This is a genomic window from Rossellomorea marisflavi (genome assembly GCF_009806575.1).
GTDB lineage: Bacteria > Bacillota > Bacilli > Bacillales > Bacillaceae_B > Rossellomorea > Rossellomorea marisflavi_A.
The window spans coordinates 1795810-1812165 of the sequence record NZ_CP047095.1 but is presented as its reverse complement, the minus strand read 5'-3'; the positions used below and the strand labels follow the sequence as shown (position 1 = coordinate 1812165).

Sequence of the window (16356 nt, the reverse complement as noted above, 5' to 3'; positions counted from 1 at the left end):
AATCACTCACGTTCTGCAATGCGTGAAAACAAAAAAAACCGCCAAAAAGCTGGCGGCTGTTTGATCAATTTCCAAGAATGGCTTTGATGACGGAAGTCGTCTCCCCTCCGTGGTAAAAAACGTACAGAAGCAAATATACTGCTACACCGGTGATAGCGGTAAAGAACCAAATGATGCTCGTGATGGGACCAAGTTTCCTGTGTCTTTTCAGACGATCTTGATAGCCTGTCCATAAGCTCATCAGCCCGAAAACCGCACCGATTGTGGCCAATGTGATATGGAAAACGAGGAAGATCGTGTAGTAGATCTTCAGATCATCGGGACCTCCGAATGAAGTGTTCCCAATGAATATCGTACGACTGGCATAGATGATGAAGAAAATGAGGGCAAAGATGCCTGCCAACGTCATGGTCTTCTGATGTTTTTCGAATTCCCTTTTCTTTATTTGCCACCAACCGATGGCAACGGTGATCGCACTAAGGACGATAAAGCTCGTGCTGATCGTAGGTAAGACTGGTAACGACATAATCTCATATCCTCGCTTTTTCTAGTATAAATAGTGCTTTTTACGATTCCGTGGAAGATGGATCAATGACAGGGTCATATGATAGCTTCTCCTGCTTTTCTTGATCACTCCGGTACCATTGGAAGAAAAGATTGAACAGCATGACACCGAACACAATCTCCTGGATGATCTTCATGATGACACCGCCGAGCTGCTGATCGTTCTCAATGGACATATTCGTAAATAATTCAGGGCCGCTGATGCTGAGGCCATCAAGGGTATTCGCAGGAACACATAGAGCCAGGGCTTTCATGAATTCCTGGGGGTCATAGTACGGTGCATACAAAGGATTCTCAGCAAATATAATCAATCCGCAGGCAGGTGTCAATAGGACAGCGCTCCCAAGGATATATCCGATCCTTTTCAGTCCGCTGAGATCAATATCCTCATCCCCCGGATTCAGAAGCGGCCACCACATGAACAACGAAAGGATGAAGAGGATCGTCATGGCGAGGCCATGCGAAGTCGGATCCGTCCTGACATGATCGAATACGATCGGAATATGGTAAATCGAGAAAATCACATTGAATGACAACAGGGATATCAAGGGTTTCGTCATGAACCCGAACACACTTTTGATGACCGGAAGTTTGATGACCGCCTTCCACACCCACGTAGGGATTCCCAAGATGAGAAGCGGGGTGACGACCAGATACAGAAGGGCCATCTGGGTCATATGGGCTGAAAACAGGATGGAACTCAACACCTCGACGGGTGAACCCTTGACTACATAGAGGAGTAGCATTCCCAACATAAAGTAGATCGCCTGCTTCTTCGTCAGCGGTTCGCTATCCGGAAAGCTTCTTCTCCATTTGACGGTCAGCAGAAAATAGACCGCCGTTAAAAATACAAGAGCCACAATGAAAAAAGGACTCCACAACGCCATAAATCCAAAAATACCCAAAGGCATTTTCCACACCCCATTTCACTTATAGCACTTACCTTCATTATACTGACTCCCCTCAGGCACTTCAATGTGACCAGTTGACAAAGTCATGAACATTGAGGCAGTGCGTTTCAAACATGAAGAAAAATGACCGGCCACAAACTCCGTGGCCGGTCATTCCCTCTTTTAGATCCAAACGATGGTTAGGAAAGCCAAAATCGTGATGAATGCCACCAACGCACCTGAATACAGGAAAAGCGCCGGAGCTTCATGTCCTTTATGGCTCATATGCATGAAATAATACAATTGGAATACAAGCTGGACCACGGCAAGAAGCAGGATGAAGGGAAGGACGAAATATTTATCGAAATCCCCTGCCACAGCAATGAATGCAATCAATGTCAAGAAGATCATGAGCATGAATGCTGTGAGCTGCATCCGCATGTCTTCTTTGTTCTTCCTGCGTCTGTACTCGTAATCCACGCTTGGGTTACCTGAATTTGATTGTTGATTCGCCATCAGTTTATCCCACCATTCCCATTAGATATACTACTGTAAAGATAAATACCCAAACAACGTCGATAAAATGCCAATAGAGTGAAGCAAGATAGAATTTCGGCGCGTTGTAAAGGTTCAATCCCCTTTTGGCATTCCTCAGCATGAGTGTCACGATCCAAAGAAGTCCGAAAGCCACGTGAGCCCCGTGGAAGCCTACAAGGGTATAGAAAGCAGATCCGAAAGCAGAACTAGTGAAAGTGTGACCATATTCATGTACATAGTGATTGAACTCATAGATCTCCAGTGCAAGGAATGCTGCACCGAGCAGAACCGTGATCAATAACCAGGCCTGCATCCTTTTCACATTGTAGTTCTTCATATGGTACATGGCATAAACGCTTGTCAGTGAGCTGACCAAAAGGAGCATCGTGGCAAGGAATGCCAGCGGCAGATCAAATATATCCTTTGCAAGGGCATGGCTGTCACTTGGTACTTTATCCTTCAGTGCCAGATAGGTGGCAAAAAGAGATCCGAACAGGACGGTTTCTCCACCAAGGAAAAACCAGAAGCCCATAAATTTATTCTTTCCTTCAAGGGTGGCCTTCTCAGGGGAGGCCGGCCAGGTCTTAGGCGTGAATTTTTCATCTGCGTGCATTATGCCTTACCCCCTTTGTCGTCGTCATCAAGCAGATCTTCCTTATGGACATGGTATCCGTGATCATCAAGGACCGAACGGAAGAACATCGCTCCGAGTGTGATCAGCATGCCGATGATCAGGACAGGAAGTGCCCATGCTTTGTCATCCACATGATACATAGCACCGAAAGCGGCGATGAATAGACCGAGCGAAACGATGAGCGGGATGATGGAATTATTCGGCATATGGATATCACCGATTGGTTCCGCAGGCGTCAACCCGTCCTTCCCTTCCATCTTCTCCAGCCAGTACGCGTCCAATCCGCGAATAAGCGGCGTCTGTTTAAAGTTGTAGAATGGCGGCGGTGACGGAATGGCCCATTCGATGGTACGTCCGTCGCCCCATGGATCATTGCCGACCCGGACACCTTTCACCTGTGTAGAGATGATATTGATCAACAGGAAGATGACAGCTACGCCCATGAATCCTGCTCCGATGGAAGATACCAGGTTTCCATTGTCAAGACCTTGACCAGGAAGGAACTTCCAAATACGACGCGGCATTCCCATCAATCCGAGGAAATGCTGGATGAAGAACGTGAGGTGGAAGCCGATGAAGAACAACCAGAACGTAATCTTTCCTAAGAAGTCATTCAGCATGGTCCCAAAGATTTTCGGCCAGTAATAATGTGTACCGGCTAGAAGTGCGAATACGACTCCCCCTACGATGACATAGTGGAAATGGGCAACGACGAAATACGTATCATGGAACTGATAATCTGCAGTCGCAGATGCATTCATGATGCCGGTTACCCCACCCGCTACGAAGGTCGGTATGAAGGCGACCGCATAAAGCATCGGTGTCGTAAAGCTGAGACTGCCGCCCCACATCGTGAGGAGCCAGTTGAAGATCTTGATCCCCGTTGGTACTGCAATGGCCATGGTAGCTACCGCGAAGATCGCATTGGCGATCGGGCCGAGTCCGACTGTGAACATGTGGTGAGCCCACACCATGAAGCCGAGGAATCCGATCAATACTGTGGCAAATACCATGGAAGAGTATCCAAACAGACGCTTCCTCGAGAAATGAGGAATGATTTCTGAGAATATTCCGAATGCCGGTAGCACGAGGATATATACTTCAGGATGTCCGAAGATCCAGAAGAAATGCTCCCAGATGATCGTGTTACCGCCATTGGCGACAACGAAGAAATTAGAACCGAACATGCGGTCGAATAACATCAGGAATAATCCCACGGTCAAAGCCGGGAAAGCGAACAAGATGAGAGCGGATGTGACGAATACGGTCCATGTGAACAATGGCATACGCATATAGGTCATTCCAGGAGCCCTCATATTGATTATGGTGACGAGGAAGTTGATCCCCCGATCAGCGTACCTGCCCCGGATATTTGAAGTCCGAGGACATAGAAATCGATCCCGTGTCCGGGTGAGTTCAGTGATAAGGACGCATAAGACGTCCATCCTGCATCGGGAGCACCGCCCAGGAACCATGACAGGTTCAGGAACACCCCTCCGGCAAAGAACAGCCAGAAGCCCAATGAGTTCAGGAATGGGAATGCTACATCACGCGCGCCGATCTGGAGCGGGACGACTGCATTCATGAATGCAAAAATCAGTGGCATGGCTGCCAGGAAAATCATGGTCGTACCGTGCATGGTCAATACTTCGTTGTACAAACCGGCGCTTACGAAATCATTATTCGGTACCGCCAGCTGTATACGTATGATAAGGGCTTCCAAACCACCGACGAGGAAGAAGAATCCCCCTGCCGCGAGGTAAAGGATGGCGATCTTTTTGTGATCCACTGTTGTCAGGTAATCCCAAAGAGTCGCGCCGAAGCCTTTTTTCTGTGCGTAGCTACTCACGATTAAACCTCCCTTTTACTCTTTCCCCTTTAATCTTGTACCTTCAGACCCATGAGATATTCTGCCAGTGCATCCATCTCATCATCGGTCAATTTGCCGTATGTACCTGTCATCTTATTACCAGGCTTGTATTGGTCCGGATCGCTGAGCCAGTTTTTCAGCTCTTCTTCATTGTGATCCAGGACACCGGCGATCCTGTTACGCTCACCGAATGTGGCAAGGTTCGGTGCTGTCCGAGCCTGCTCCGGTCGACCGTCCTGCGGTGAAACAGCGTGACAGGCAAGACATTTGTTATTGAAGATCTCCTGTCCTTCTTTTGCAAGGTCCGAGGAAGGCTCCGGTTCTCCTGCATTTTTCATATCGTCAACCCAGGCAGTGTATTCCTCCTGCGGAAGCGCTTTAACCTTGAAGTCCATCAACGCATGGGAAGGTCCACAAAGCTCTGCACATTTCCCGTAGAAGAGCCCCTCTGCTTCCTTCGCTTTTTCCCCATCGAATTCAAGGAAGAACTTATTGACGTTATCCACGTTCGTATCGATCTTTCCGCCTGCTGCCGGAATCCAGAACGAATGCTTCACGTCAGAAGCTGTAACATTGAAGTAAACCCTTTGGTCGGTCGGTACAACGAGATCCTGTGATGTGATGATCTTCTCATCCGGATATTCGAATTCCCACCAGTACAGATTGGCACGGACGTTGATCACGAGTGCTTCCCGTTTACCATCTGCATCCTTCTTGTCCATTGCCTTCGTATCGGCAAGTTTAAACGTTGATGTGACGGTCGGTACAGCCAGGATCAACAGCAGGATGATCGGAATGACCGTCCAGATGATCTCGAGTGTGTGGCTCCCCTCGACCTGCTTTGGAATCGTTTTGTCGCCTTTTTTCCTGCGGAAACGGATAATGGCAATCATGTAGACAATAACGACTACGATGATGACAAGAACCATGATCAATGTCGACAAGATCATGAGATCATATTGGTCCTGCGCTACTTCACCCGCAGGCTGTAAAGTGGATAGGAACGGTTCCCCGCAACCTGAAAGGACGAGCGCCACCATCGCGAGGATCGTGAATAGACGCCACTTGGATAGCCTTGCTTTCATAGCTTAATCAAACCCCTCTTTCGTAAAATAGACTCTTGAGTAAAACAAGGACTTAAAAAAAGATCTATTTGGATTTCTTTTAAGAAAGAATTCCTATGCTAAACGACGGTGACAATCACCATCGCTACAAACAAGATGGTCAGGTAGTTCAGTGAATAAACAAACATGAGGCGCGACCATTTGATTTCATCCTTCATCTTATATCCCGCAAGTCCGAGAGCCAGCCATCCGATATTGAATGCCGTCGCAAGGATGAAGAACGGAAGTCCCAGATCGATCAGGAAGAATGGAAGCGGAAGAAGTGCCGCCACCCACCAGACGATATGATGCTTTGTGACGTTGAAGCCCTTGACGACAGGAAGCATCGGAATGTTGGCGGCACGGTATTCTTCAACCCGTTTCATGGCGAGCGCATAAAAATGTGGGGGCTGCCAGATGAACACGAGGAGGAAAAGCACCCAAGCTGTGGTGCTCAAGCCACCGTCCACTGCTGCCCATCCGATTAACGGAGGGACGGCTCCGGAGATGCTTCCCACAATGGTGTTGCTGACGTATCTCCGTTTCGACCACATCGTATAGAGGAGAACATAGCTGATCACTCCTACAAGTCCGATGACGCCGGCCGTGATGGTCGTCATGAATAACATGATGGTCCCGAGTAAGATCATGAACAGGCCTATGGAAAGCGCCTTACCGGCATTGATCTTCCCGGTTACAGTCGGCCTCCCCTTTGTACGGTCCATCACGTGATCGATATCCCGGTCGTATACATTATTCACCGCACATGAACCGGCAATGATGAAAGAGGACCCTGCAAGGGTGAGGAAAATGATATCCAAGGATTGAAGAAAATGGGCACCTGAAAAGTAAAAGGCGAGCCACATACCGGTAAAGGTGGTTATCAGATTGGAATTGACGATCCCAATTTTAATCAACGAAAGGAAATCCTTCCATACAGAGGACGCAGTCTCCCCCATGGCATCCGTCATCGTTCGACTGTTGCTCATTTACTTCCTCCTCCCCAACGCATGAGGGCCGGATCCCGACCGCCATAACAAAGGATATGTTTGACATATTCCTACAATTAAATCGTTTACAAAAAACGACTCGTCTAACCGGAAAGACGCTATCAATATAATATTAAACCATATATATTTCCGTTTTTGGAAGAAATTTATCCAATAATGTGAAGAAATTGTGAAGAAAATAAGTTAGGACGGGTCTTTGACAATCATACCATAAATATATGATAAGCGCTTACAGATTTTAATATTCTAGCAATTAGGATAAAACTACTACCGGTTCCCTTCTCTTTCTGCATGTAAAGACCAATTGAGCTTTCGTTGGAAAAATGTCGATAATTGCTCGAAATTCTGTAACATCTTATTTATTGAGTTTTCACGCCTGGTCCGGTATCATCGAAGAGGCATATATTTTACTACAATACTGATCATATGTGCATTCTATCAGTTAAGAAGGTGAAGAACTTGCATAAAGGTTTAAAATGGCTTGCTGTTCTTACAAGTCTCGGTATGTTATTTGTCCTACTGGGCGGTGCACTCGTGACGAAAACCGGCTCTGGAATGGGCTGCGGTCGTTCATGGCCGCTTTGCCATGGACAATTGATTCCTGATAATATCACCATCGAGCTCGTCATCGAGCTTGCGCATAGGGTCGTTTCCGGTGGAGTCGGACTCCTGCTCCTTGCCCTGTCCATCTGGTCATGGAAGGCGATCGGACATAAGCGTGAAACAAAGTTTTTGGCTGTCCTATCCTTCTTCTTCCTTGTCCTTCAAGGATTGATCGGCGCTGCGGCGGTTAAATGGGGACAGTCGGATTTCGTCCTCGCCATCCACTTCGGCATATCGCTCATTTCATTCGCTTCCGTATTGCTCTTGACCCTGCTGATTTTTGAAGTGGATCAAAAGTTCGAAGCGGACAAGGTAATCATCGATAAGCGGATGAGGCGGCACACAATCGGGGTAACAATCTATACGTATCTGGTCGTCTACACCGGGGCCCTCGTCCGCCACACCGAATCGAGCCTCGTATGTAAGGATTGGCCATTCTGCGTGAATTCAAGCATCGGGCTGCCGACCAATATGTACGAGTGGATTCAAATGGGGCATCGTACAGCTGCCGCCCTCGTTTTTGTCTGGATTGCATACGTCACGATCCTGGCCGTAAAAAAATACAAACAGCAAAAAGTAGTGTATTGGGGCTGGATCATCGCATTGATCCTCGTGACCCTGCAGGCAACGACTGGCGCTTTGGTCGTGTTGACCAGATTGAACCTGGCAGTTGCTCTCCTGCACGCCCTTATCATCTCCTGCTTGTTCGGACTTCTCTGCTATTTGATCATGCTTGGATCGAGAAGCAAGAAACGTCAGTAAAAACAGAAAAAGATTCCGGTCCTCCATGGACCGGAATCTTTTTTTGCTATCAGGATTTTTCTACTTCAATCAATAGATCACCAGGAGAAATGGCATCTCCGTTAGAAACGTAGATTTCTTTCACCGTTCCAGCGAATGGTGCTTGAACCGTTGTTTCCATCTTCATTGCTTCTGTAATCATGAGGTGATCGCCTTTTTGGACCTTCTCCCCTTTTTCAGAAATAACTTTGATGACGGTTCCCGGCATAGATGCACCGAGATGCGATTCCTTCTTGGGATCGGCCTTCATTTTGACGGCAACGGTGGATTTAATGCTTTCATCCCTGATCACCACTTCACGCGGCTGGCCGTTGAGTTCGAAGTAAACGACCCTGGTACCATCTGCCTGAGCCTGACCGATTGAGACCAACTTGACGATCAGCGTCTTCCCTGTTTCGATCTCAACTTCTATTTCCTCTCCGAGCCTCATGCCGAACAGGAAGGTCGGCGTATCAAGGACGGAAATATCGCCGAATTGATCCACCATACCCGCGTATTCCATAAAGACTTTCGGATAAAGGGCATATCCAAGGGCATCAAAGCTTGTGACCGGACGTTTCAGATCTTCAAACAGCTTTTCTTTAAGAGCGTTGAAATCGACATCATCCAGAAGTTCACCAGGACGGACCGTGATCGGTGTACGGCCTTTGAGGATGACTCGTTGAAGTTCCTCCGGGAAGCCCCCGTGAGGCTGACCAAGGTAGCCTTCGAAAAGTTCGATGACTGAATCAGGGAAATCGATCTTTTCCCCTCTCTCGAGTACCGTCTCCTCGTCCAGTTCATTCTGTACCATGAAGAGGGCCATATCCCCCACCACTTTAGAAGAAGGGGTCACTTTGACGATATCACCGAACAGCTGGTTCACCCTCGCATACATGTCCTTTACTTCTTCCCAGCGGTCGCCGAGCCCGACAGCCTTCGCCTGCTGCTGCAGATTGCTGTATTGCCCGCCCGGCATTTCGTGCTTGTAGACTTCCGAATGAGGTGACATCATCCCGCTTTCGAAGTCAGTGTAATATTTACGCACATCCTCCCAATAATGAGAGAGTGTCTCAAGGGATTGGATGTCCACCTGTGGCTCCCGCTCCGTACCCTTCAACGCGTAATAGAGCGTGTTGGCACTAGGCTGGGAGGTCAGGCCCGACATTGTGCTGAGAGCTGTATCGACGATGTCCACTCCAGCTTCAACGGCTTTTGCATACGTGTAGATCCCGTTCCCGCTTGTGTCATGTGTATGGAGATGGATAGGCAAGTCAACCGTGCTCTTAAGCTCTGAGATCAGACGATAAGCTGACTGAGGCTTGAGGAGACCCGCCATATCTTTGATCGCCAGCATATGGGCACCGCTTGCTTCCAATTCCTTGGCGATCTCTTTGTAATAATCGATATTATATTTGGCACGTGTTTCGTCTTCTATGTCACCTGTATAACAGATGGCAGCTTCTGCGATCTTTCCGCTCTGGCGCACGGCATCGATGGCGACTTCCATTCCTTTGACCCAGTTGAGGCTGTCAAAGATCCTGAACACATCGATACCTGCATACGCTGACTTTTCTACAAACTCCCGGATGACATTATCCGGATAGTTTTTGTAGCCGACTGCGTTGGATGCTCTCAGAAGCATCTGGAAGAGGACATTCGGAATCCGCTCCCTCAAGGTCAGGAGCCTGTCCCACGGGTCTTCCTTCAAGAATCGATAGGCAACATCAAATGTGGCACCTCCCCACATTTCATAGGAGAAGAGATCCGGCAGCAATTCTGCCGTCGGCTCCGCAATGGCCTTCAGGTCCGTCGTCCTCACGCGGGTCGCGAGAAGCGATTGATGGGCATCACGGAAGGTCGTGTCGGTTAGAAGGACCGACTTCTGCTCCTTCACCCACTCCACAAGACCTTCCGCACCTTTCTCATCAAGGATCTGCTTCGTTCCCCTTGCCTTTTCCGCAACCGGATTCTGCAAAGAAGGAATGCGCGGTTTGGTGAAGACCGGTTTTTTCCTCTTCTCTACGCCGGGGAATCCGTTGATCGTGACATTCCCGATGTAGGTGAGCATCTTCGTACCCCTGTCCTTCCGTTTCGGGAATAGGAAAAGCTCAGGCGTCGTATCGATGAATGATGTATCATACTTCCCTGTGACGAAGTTTTCGTGTTTCACCACATTCTCAAGGAACGGAATATTGGTCTTAATTCCCCGGATCCTGAATTCCTGTAGGTTCCTCACCATCTTGCTTGCAGCCTGTTCGAACGTGAGCGCCCACGTTGACAGCTTTACAAGGAGCGAATCGTAATACGGCGTGATGACCGCACCCTGGAAGCCGTTCCCTGCATCGAGCCTGACACCGAAACCTCCTCCCGAGCGATAGGCCATGATCTTACCGGTATCGGGCATGAATTGATTCAGTGGGTCCTCTGTCGTCACACGGGATTGAATCGCAAATCCGTTCGTCCTCACATCTTCTTGCTCAGGAATGCCGAGTTTGCTTCCATGAAGGGGGTGCCCTTCTGCAATGAGGAGCTGTGATTGGACGATATCGACACCCGTCACCATTTCGGTGATCGTATGCTCGACCTGTACCCGTGGATTGACCTCGATGAAATAAAAACGTCCGTCTGCCACGAGGAACTCGACCGTCCCTGCATTCACATAGTCGACGTTCTTCATCAATCTTACCGCTGCCTCACAGATCTCTTCCCTGAGGTCATCTCCAAGGGAAACCGATGGTGCCACCTCGACGACCTTTTGGTGCCTTCTTTGAATCGAGCAGTCCCGTTCATAAAGATGCACGATGTTCCCGTCTTCATCCCCTAGGATTTGGACTTCGATGTGCTTCGGCTTTTCAACGAACTTCTCAACATAGATCTCATCGTTCCCGAATGCTGCTTTCGCTTCGGATTTAGCACGCTCGTAAGCCTCTTTCAGGCTTTCGAGATTCCGTACGATCCGCATTCCGCGTCCGCCACCGCCCAAGGAAGCTTTGATGATGATCGGGAATCCGTTATCCTTCCCGAAGCTGATGACTTCCTCGAGGGATTGGACGGGTCCGTCGGTACCCGGGATGACGGGGATATTGGCTTCTACTGCCTGCTGGCGGGCTTTGACCTTGTCTCCGAACATATCAAGATGTTTGGTGTGCGGTCCAACGAAGATGATGCCTTCTTCCTCGCATCTCCTGGCAAAATGTATGTTTTCGGATAAGAACCCGTAGCCGGGATGGATGGCATCCACGTCTGCCGTCTTGGCGATCCTGATGATATCCTCGATATCAAGATAGGCGTCGATCGGCTTCTTCCCTTCCCCCACAAGATAGGCTTCATCCGCTTTATAGCGATGATAGGAGCCGGAATCTTCTTTACTGTACACGGCGACAGTACGGATATTCAGCTCGGTACATGCACGAAAGACCCGGATGGCAATTTCTCCACGGTTGGCTACTAATACTTTTTGAATCTTCTTCATACAATCTCTCCTTTTGCTCTTCATGGTTGATGTCTTCATCTATCATTCTATGAAAAAAGGGCTGACCCGAAAGAAGCATCTTAGGGGGCAGACCCTAGACAAAGCAATCATGTTCAACGCATGAATGAATTGGCATTCAATGAGAAAAACCGCATTTTTCTACATTTACATCTTATAAAAATTCCGATTATTAGACATATTCTCCGAAGGAATGTCATTTTCCTTCTTTGTTTTATATTTTTCTTCATAACGATTGAACATCGCGACGTTCACCAGTACTCCCAGTGAAAGGGACAGTACGAGAAGGGATGAGCCCCCATAGCTGATGAACGGAAGCGGGACACCTGTGATCGGAATGAGTCCCGACACCCCTCCAAGATTGATGAAAGCCTGGATGCCGATCATGCTGGAGATCCCGATGGCAATCATCGTGCCAAAAGGATCCTGGCATTTGACTCCGATATAGATCCCCCTGAGGACCAGATAGGCAAGTCCGAGAATCACAAATGCCACTCCAAAGATGCCCAGTTCCTCGGCAATGATCGCCATGATGAAATCCGTCTGGGGCTCAGGGATGTATCCGAGCTTCTGGACACTCTGACCGAGGCCGAGTCCTTTGACCCCTCCCGAACCGATGGCAAGGTAGGAATTAACGAGCTGGTACCCGATCCCCTGTGCATCCTGGAACGGGGAAAGGTAGGCATTGATCCTGTTCATCCTCACCTCTGTGAAGATATGTCCCCTGGCAAGGTAGATGATCGGTGAGACGATCACTACCAACGCAGCTGCCATCCCGGCTAGCTTGAAGAACGTCTTATGGTTGATCCCGGAACAGAGTATCACGATCAGCCCGATGAGGAAGATGATCGCCGCGGTACCGAAGTCGGGCTCGAGGAAAACGATGAAGCAGATGAATCCAAGGAATACAAGGGGCGGTGCCAGTCCCCTGTTGAGATCGTTTATGTATGCCTGCTTCTTCGAGTAGACGGATCCGAGATAGATGATGACCGCAAGCTTTGCGAATTCCGAAGGCTGGATCCTCATGACCCCGAGGTCGATCCAGCTTTTCGCGTTATTCACGACGCTTCCGAAGAAATGCACGGATATAAGAAGGGCGATGACCAGAAGCATGAGGGTCTTCAGGACCTTCCCGATCTTAAACGCCTTGTATGGGAACCAGGCAGCAACCAGGAAAGCCACAAAGCTGATGACAAGATTCACCAGCTGCTTCTTATAAAAATAATCACTTTCCATACCGAACTTTTCCACAGCAACGACCATGCTGGAGCTGTACACCATCACAAGTCCGAAAATGCACAGCATCAGATAGACCCCGATCAGTGAGTAGTCATATGATTTCAATATTTTTTTGAACATAGCTTTCAATCCTTTATCATCCAGATCTTTATGTATATCACTTAACAAAAAAACTCAAACAACAGTATGAGGTATTGTTTGAGTTGTCATGTCTATTTTACTTTTTTGTCGATGCTTCATGAAGGGCAGAAAGTTCCCTTTCCAAAGAATCAATTAACTCTTTGCCGTCACCATCATCCACAAGTCCCAGACGGACCGCGAATTCGATTTCACGGGACAGGCCGAACATCTGCGTGTCCAATACTTCTTCGTACAAAGGACATTGAGGCATCGTTAAGTTGTCCATTTGAACTTTGATCAGTTGCAATATTTTATCTGCATCGGCCTTCAATAGCTCGTATGCCTTTTCTCTATGATTGATGGTCATTTCTGACGCCACAGTCGTCCACCCCATTCCGAACAAATAACATTCTGTCTTAAAATTTTATCGTTAAACAAGGCAAAATGCAAGAGAAATAAGAGATTGTGACGCCAGTCTATGACAATCATATGAATGAATGGAGCGAATAGATCAGTGGATCAGAAAATACTCCAGGAATATTGAGAGCTCAGCATCTCAAGGATTTTCACACCCGCAACGCTGTTCCCTACGTCATCAAGACTCGGACCGAAGAGACCGACCCCGCATTTACCTGGTACCGATCCCATTATCCCTCCGGAAACACCGCTTTTGGCCGGTATGCCGACTTTGATCGCAAATTCCCCGGAGCGATTATACATTCCGCACGTCACCATGAAGGTCTTGCAGATCCTTGCCGTATCCTTCGTGATGATGCGCCGGCCCGATCCCGGCTCCACCCCGTCATTGGCAAAGACTGCCCCGATCCTCGCCAGATCCATGCAGCTCATTTCAACTGCACATTGCTTCGTATAGAGATCGAGGAGCTCCTCCACATCGATATCGATCACCCCGTGCTGCTTCATAAAGTAACAGAGGGCCCTGTTGAGATCGGCGGTCTCGAGCTCTGATTGTGCCACCTCCGGATTATACGTTACGTCATCCCCCGTCATATGATTGATGAAGGCAATGAGTCGGTCCCACTTTTCACTGCATGTCCCTCCCTTGATCATGGAGGTCACCGCCAGTGCACCGGCATTGATCATCGGGTTGAGAGGTTTCGAAGGCTTGTTTGTTTCGAGCTTTGCAATCGAGTTGAACGGGTCGCCCGTAGGCTCCATCCCCACCTTGGAAAACACCTCTTCCTGCCCGCAGTCCATCAAGACCAAAGCCAGTGTGATGACCTTGGATACACTTTGCAGGGTGAATTTCTTCATATGTGATCCTGCATGACATGTCCTTCCGTCGAGAAAGTGGATGGAAATCGCCAGATCATCCGGATCCTGCTCATTCAATGCAGGAATATAATGGGCGACCCGTCCTTCTTTTGTAAAAGGCGCAGCCTTCCGAATGAGTTCTTCAAGGATTCTTTGTGCCTGAGACATCGTATCTCCTCCTAAGTATTCATTATCATTCCCCAAACCCCGCATTGAAAACACTTCCAATCCATGTGACAAATAGGTTTTCTACCTGTATACTTTAGGTATCATCCAGAAGGGGAGATCATTCATGGAAACCATCGTACCAATCAAGGGGAATGTTACGTTTCCCATCACATTAGATGCAGGCGTCTGGATCTTCGACGATCGAAAAGTGGATCTGACGACCTATTTCTCACGCACGACAGAAGCGATAGATGAACTTGAAGAATATACGAAAGCCGTATCCCGCCACTGGTCTAGGGAAATCCAGGAAGGTGCAACCTATCCTCCTACACTGAAGACGGAAAAGAAATATGAAAAGGAAAAGGTCTTGACGGGAACGTTCGGCATCCCGTTCGCCCCATTCCTGAAAAATGCAGAGCCTCACGCTGACGCTGCAACGGTTGTCATCGAGACGGACGAGGGGGAACATACGCTGTCCTTACCAGAAGCCCGTGATCTTATCCTCGGCTTTTCGTTGAATGGAAAGCCCCTTAAGGAAAACGGCCCGGTCCATGCCTATTACGGCGACGGATCCAATCAAACGGAGCCCATCACATCGGTCAAGGCATTCCGGATCGAATAGAACATACAAAGACGGCCTCGAGGGTTACTCCCCACGAGGCCGTCTTTTGTATAAATTCTGTTATAGAAGGTCTGCCGCAAGCTGGGCAAGACCCGATCGTTCACCCTTCATCAGCCTGACATGACCGGCGATCTGCTGATCCTTGAACTTCTCCACCACATACGTCAGCCCGTTATTGTATTCATCCAGATATGGATGATCGATCTGAGCGGGATCTCCCATCAACACGATCTTGCTCCTCTCCCCCACCCTTGTGAGGATCGTTTTGACTTCATGTTTCGTCAAATTCTGTGCCTCATCAATGATGATGAATTGGTCCGGGATGCTCCGGCCGCGTATATAGGTGAGGGCTTCCACTTCAATGGATGCCATGCCCGCAAGGATATCATCCAGTTCCCCGGGCTTTTTGACATTGAACAGGTATTCGAGATTGTCGAAGATCGGCTGCATCCACGGCCTCAACTTCTCCTGTTTTTCACCCGGCAGATAGCCGATGTCCTTTCCTACCGGCACGATGGGACGTGCCACTAAGAGCTTATTGAATTTATGGAAGTCCTCTGTCTGAAGCAATCCGGCAGCAAGTGCGAGCAGCGTCTTCCCCGTACCGGCCTTCCCGATCATCGTAACCAGGGAAATGTCATCCCTCAGGAGCAATTCCGTCGCCATAAGCTGCTGCACATTCCTCGCCTTGATCCCCCACATATGCTCCTGATCGTATACGAGCTTCCTCAGCTTCTGTCCTTGCTGATCCACCCTTCCGAGTGCTGAAGCGGAACTCCCGAGAGCATCTTTCAAAATGATGAATTCGTGGGGATACAATCTGTGGCCACTGACATCCGTCAGTGAAAGCTCCCCCTTCTCGTAATAACGATCCAACACCTCTTTGTCAACATACACCTCTTCAAAACCGGTGTACACATCGTTCACTTCCACCACCCGGTCACTGAGGAAATCCTCCGCAATCAATCCGATCGCATCGGCTTTCACCCTGACCAGGGTATCTTTACTGACGAGTATGACCGTCTTCCCATCGGTTTTCGCTTCTTCTTCGAGGGAAAGGTTTTTCGCCACGGCTATGATCCTGTTATCATTTGTTTTTTCTACAAAAATATCTTGAAGCTGCTGGAAGGACCGGTGATTCAATTCGATCCTGATTGAGCCGCCTGTATAGAGAGGGATTTTTTCATGGAGCTTTCCGTCTTGCCGAAGTTGATCTATGAGTTTCGATACATGTCTTGCGTTTCTTCCGACTTCATCCATATAACGCTTCTTCGAATCCACTTCTTCGAGTACAACGGCTGGGATGACGACCTCATTATCCTGGAAGGAAAAGATGGCCTGTGGATCTTGTAATAAGACATTGGTATCCAGTACATAAATTTTATTCAAATCGATGCCTCCTGCTCCTTATTCTTAACACTATTGTATGTAGCCTCTCGACTTCCGGT

13 protein-coding genes and 1 pseudogene are annotated in these 16356 nt (G+C 48.5%); 2 read left to right on the top strand and 12 right to left on the bottom strand.

The genetic code is table 11. The features are described from left to right. Nucleotides 1-64 precede the first annotated feature (64 nt). The 7 genes and pseudogenes from D5E69_RS09495 to cyoE all read right to left on the bottom strand — a co-directional run bounded on the left by D5E69_RS09495 (nt 65) and on the right by cyoE (nt 6587). Complete coding sequence (locus D5E69_RS09495) at nt 65-526, bottom strand: DUF420 domain-containing protein (RefSeq protein ID WP_048004168.1); 462 nt, start codon at nt 524-526, stop codon at nt 65-67. Nucleotides 527-566: 40 nt separating this feature from the next. After that, on the bottom strand, nt 567-1475 hold the full coding sequence (gene ctaG, locus D5E69_RS09490) for a cytochrome c oxidase assembly factor CtaG (protein ID WP_048004169.1): 909 nt from the start codon (nt 1473-1475) through the stop codon (nt 567-569). Between the two features lie 162 nt (nt 1476-1637). Continuing rightward, entirely contained in the window at nt 1638-1970 is a 333-nt protein-coding gene (gene ctaF / locus D5E69_RS09485; protein WP_048004170.1) for a cytochrome c oxidase subunit IVB, read from the bottom strand. Nucleotides 1971-1974: 4 nt separating this feature from the next. After that, nucleotides 1975-2604: a cytochrome (ubi)quinol oxidase subunit III gene (locus D5E69_RS09480; RefSeq protein ID WP_048004171.1), complete on the bottom strand. Its 630-nt coding sequence runs from the start codon at nt 2602-2604 to the stop codon at nt 1975-1977. After that, nucleotides 2604-4474 (bottom strand): annotated as a pseudogene (ctaD, locus tag D5E69_RS09475) (cytochrome c oxidase subunit I). The gene D5E69_RS09480 and the pseudogene ctaD overlap by 1 nt, the downstream one beginning before the upstream one ends. Before the next feature lie 29 nt (nt 4475-4503). Next, nucleotides 4504-5580: a cytochrome c oxidase subunit II gene (gene coxB, locus D5E69_RS09470; protein ID WP_048004173.1), complete on the bottom strand. Its 1077-nt coding sequence runs from the start codon at nt 5578-5580 to the stop codon at nt 4504-4506. Between the two features lie 98 nt (nt 5581-5678). Continuing rightward, a complete protein-coding gene (gene cyoE, locus D5E69_RS09465) occupies nt 5679-6587 on the bottom strand; it encodes a heme o synthase (protein ID WP_048004174.1) in 909 nt (302 codons plus the stop codon). 480 nt (nt 6588-7067) lie between these two features. Here cyoE and D5E69_RS09460 point away from each other — a divergent pair, with 480 nt between their 5' ends. Then, nucleotides 7068-7973 carry a COX15/CtaA family protein gene (locus D5E69_RS09460; protein WP_048004175.1) on the top strand — a complete coding sequence of 302 codons (906 nt, stop codon included), beginning with the start codon at nt 7068-7070 and terminating at the stop codon, nt 7971-7973. A gap of 49 nt (nt 7974-8022) precedes the next feature. Here the strand turns inward: D5E69_RS09460 and pyc are convergent, their stop codons facing one another. From pyc to glsA, 4 genes are all read right to left on the bottom strand, one after another. Beyond that, nucleotides 8023-11466, bottom strand: a complete 3444-nt coding sequence (pyc, locus tag D5E69_RS09455) for a pyruvate carboxylase (RefSeq protein WP_048004176.1) — start codon at nt 11464-11466, stop codon at nt 8023-8025. A 165-nt stretch (nt 11467-11631) separates the two neighbouring features. Further along, nucleotides 11632-12843, bottom strand: coding sequence for a putative lipid II flippase FtsW (gene ftsW / locus D5E69_RS09450; protein WP_048004177.1), 1212 nt, complete (start codon nt 12841-12843; stop codon nt 11632-11634). Nucleotides 12844-12940: 97 nt separating this feature from the next. Beyond that, a complete protein-coding gene (locus tag D5E69_RS09445) occupies nt 12941-13210 on the bottom strand; it encodes an Fpa/YlaN family protein (RefSeq protein WP_285806125.1) in 270 nt (89 codons plus the stop codon). Nucleotides 13211-13362: 152 nt separating this feature from the next. After that, entirely contained in the window at nt 13363-14286 is a 924-nt protein-coding gene (gene glsA / locus D5E69_RS09440) for a glutaminase A (RefSeq protein WP_159129593.1), read from the bottom strand. 124 nt (nt 14287-14410) lie between these two features. Here glsA and D5E69_RS09435 point away from each other — a divergent pair, with 124 nt between their 5' ends. Then, entirely contained in the window at nt 14411-14908 is a 498-nt protein-coding gene (locus tag D5E69_RS09435; protein ID WP_048004180.1) for a hypothetical protein, read from the top strand. 60 nt (nt 14909-14968) lie between these two features. Here D5E69_RS09435 and D5E69_RS09430 read toward each other — a convergent pair whose 3' ends face one another. Continuing rightward, nucleotides 14969-16297: a PhoH family protein gene (locus D5E69_RS09430; protein WP_048004181.1), complete on the bottom strand. Its 1329-nt coding sequence runs from the start codon at nt 16295-16297 to the stop codon at nt 14969-14971. Nucleotides 16298-16356 lie beyond the last annotated feature (59 nt).

Excerpts from the sequence above, each read along its gene's own strand:
- glsA (WP_159129593.1), bottom strand. The coding sequence starts at position 14,286 with ATGTCTCAGGCACAAAGAATCCTTGAAGAACTCATTCGGAAGGCTGCG.
- pyc (WP_048004176.1), bottom strand. The coding sequence starts at position 11,466 with ATGAAGAAGATTCAAAAAGTATTAGTAGCCAACCGTGGAGAAATTGCC.
- D5E69_RS09435 (WP_048004180.1), top strand. The coding sequence starts at position 14,411 with ATGGAAACCATCGTACCAATCAAGGGGAATGTTACGTTTCCCATCACA.
- ftsW (WP_048004177.1), bottom strand. The coding sequence starts at position 12,843 with ATGTTCAAAAAAATATTGAAATCATATGACTACTCACTGATCGGGGTC.
- D5E69_RS09480 (WP_048004171.1), bottom strand. The coding sequence starts at position 2,604 with ATGCACGCAGATGAAAAATTCACGCCTAAGACCTGGCCGGCCTCCCCT.
- ctaF (WP_048004170.1), bottom strand. The coding sequence starts at position 1,970 with ATGGCGAATCAACAATCAAATTCAGGTAACCCAAGCGTGGATTACGAG.
- ctaG (WP_048004169.1), bottom strand. The coding sequence starts at position 1,475 with ATGCCTTTGGGTATTTTTGGATTTATGGCGTTGTGGAGTCCTTTTTTC.
- cyoE (WP_048004174.1), bottom strand. The coding sequence starts at position 6,587 with ATGAGCAACAGTCGAACGATGACGGATGCCATGGGGGAGACTGCGTCC.
- D5E69_RS09495 (WP_048004168.1), bottom strand. The coding sequence starts at position 526 with ATGTCGTTACCAGTCTTACCTACGATCAGCACGAGCTTTATCGTCCTT.
- D5E69_RS09445 (WP_285806125.1), bottom strand. The coding sequence starts at position 13,210 with ATGACCATCAATCATAGAGAAAAGGCATACGAGCTATTGAAGGCCGAT.
- coxB (WP_048004173.1), bottom strand. The coding sequence starts at position 5,580 with ATGAAAGCAAGGCTATCCAAGTGGCGTCTATTCACGATCCTCGCGATG.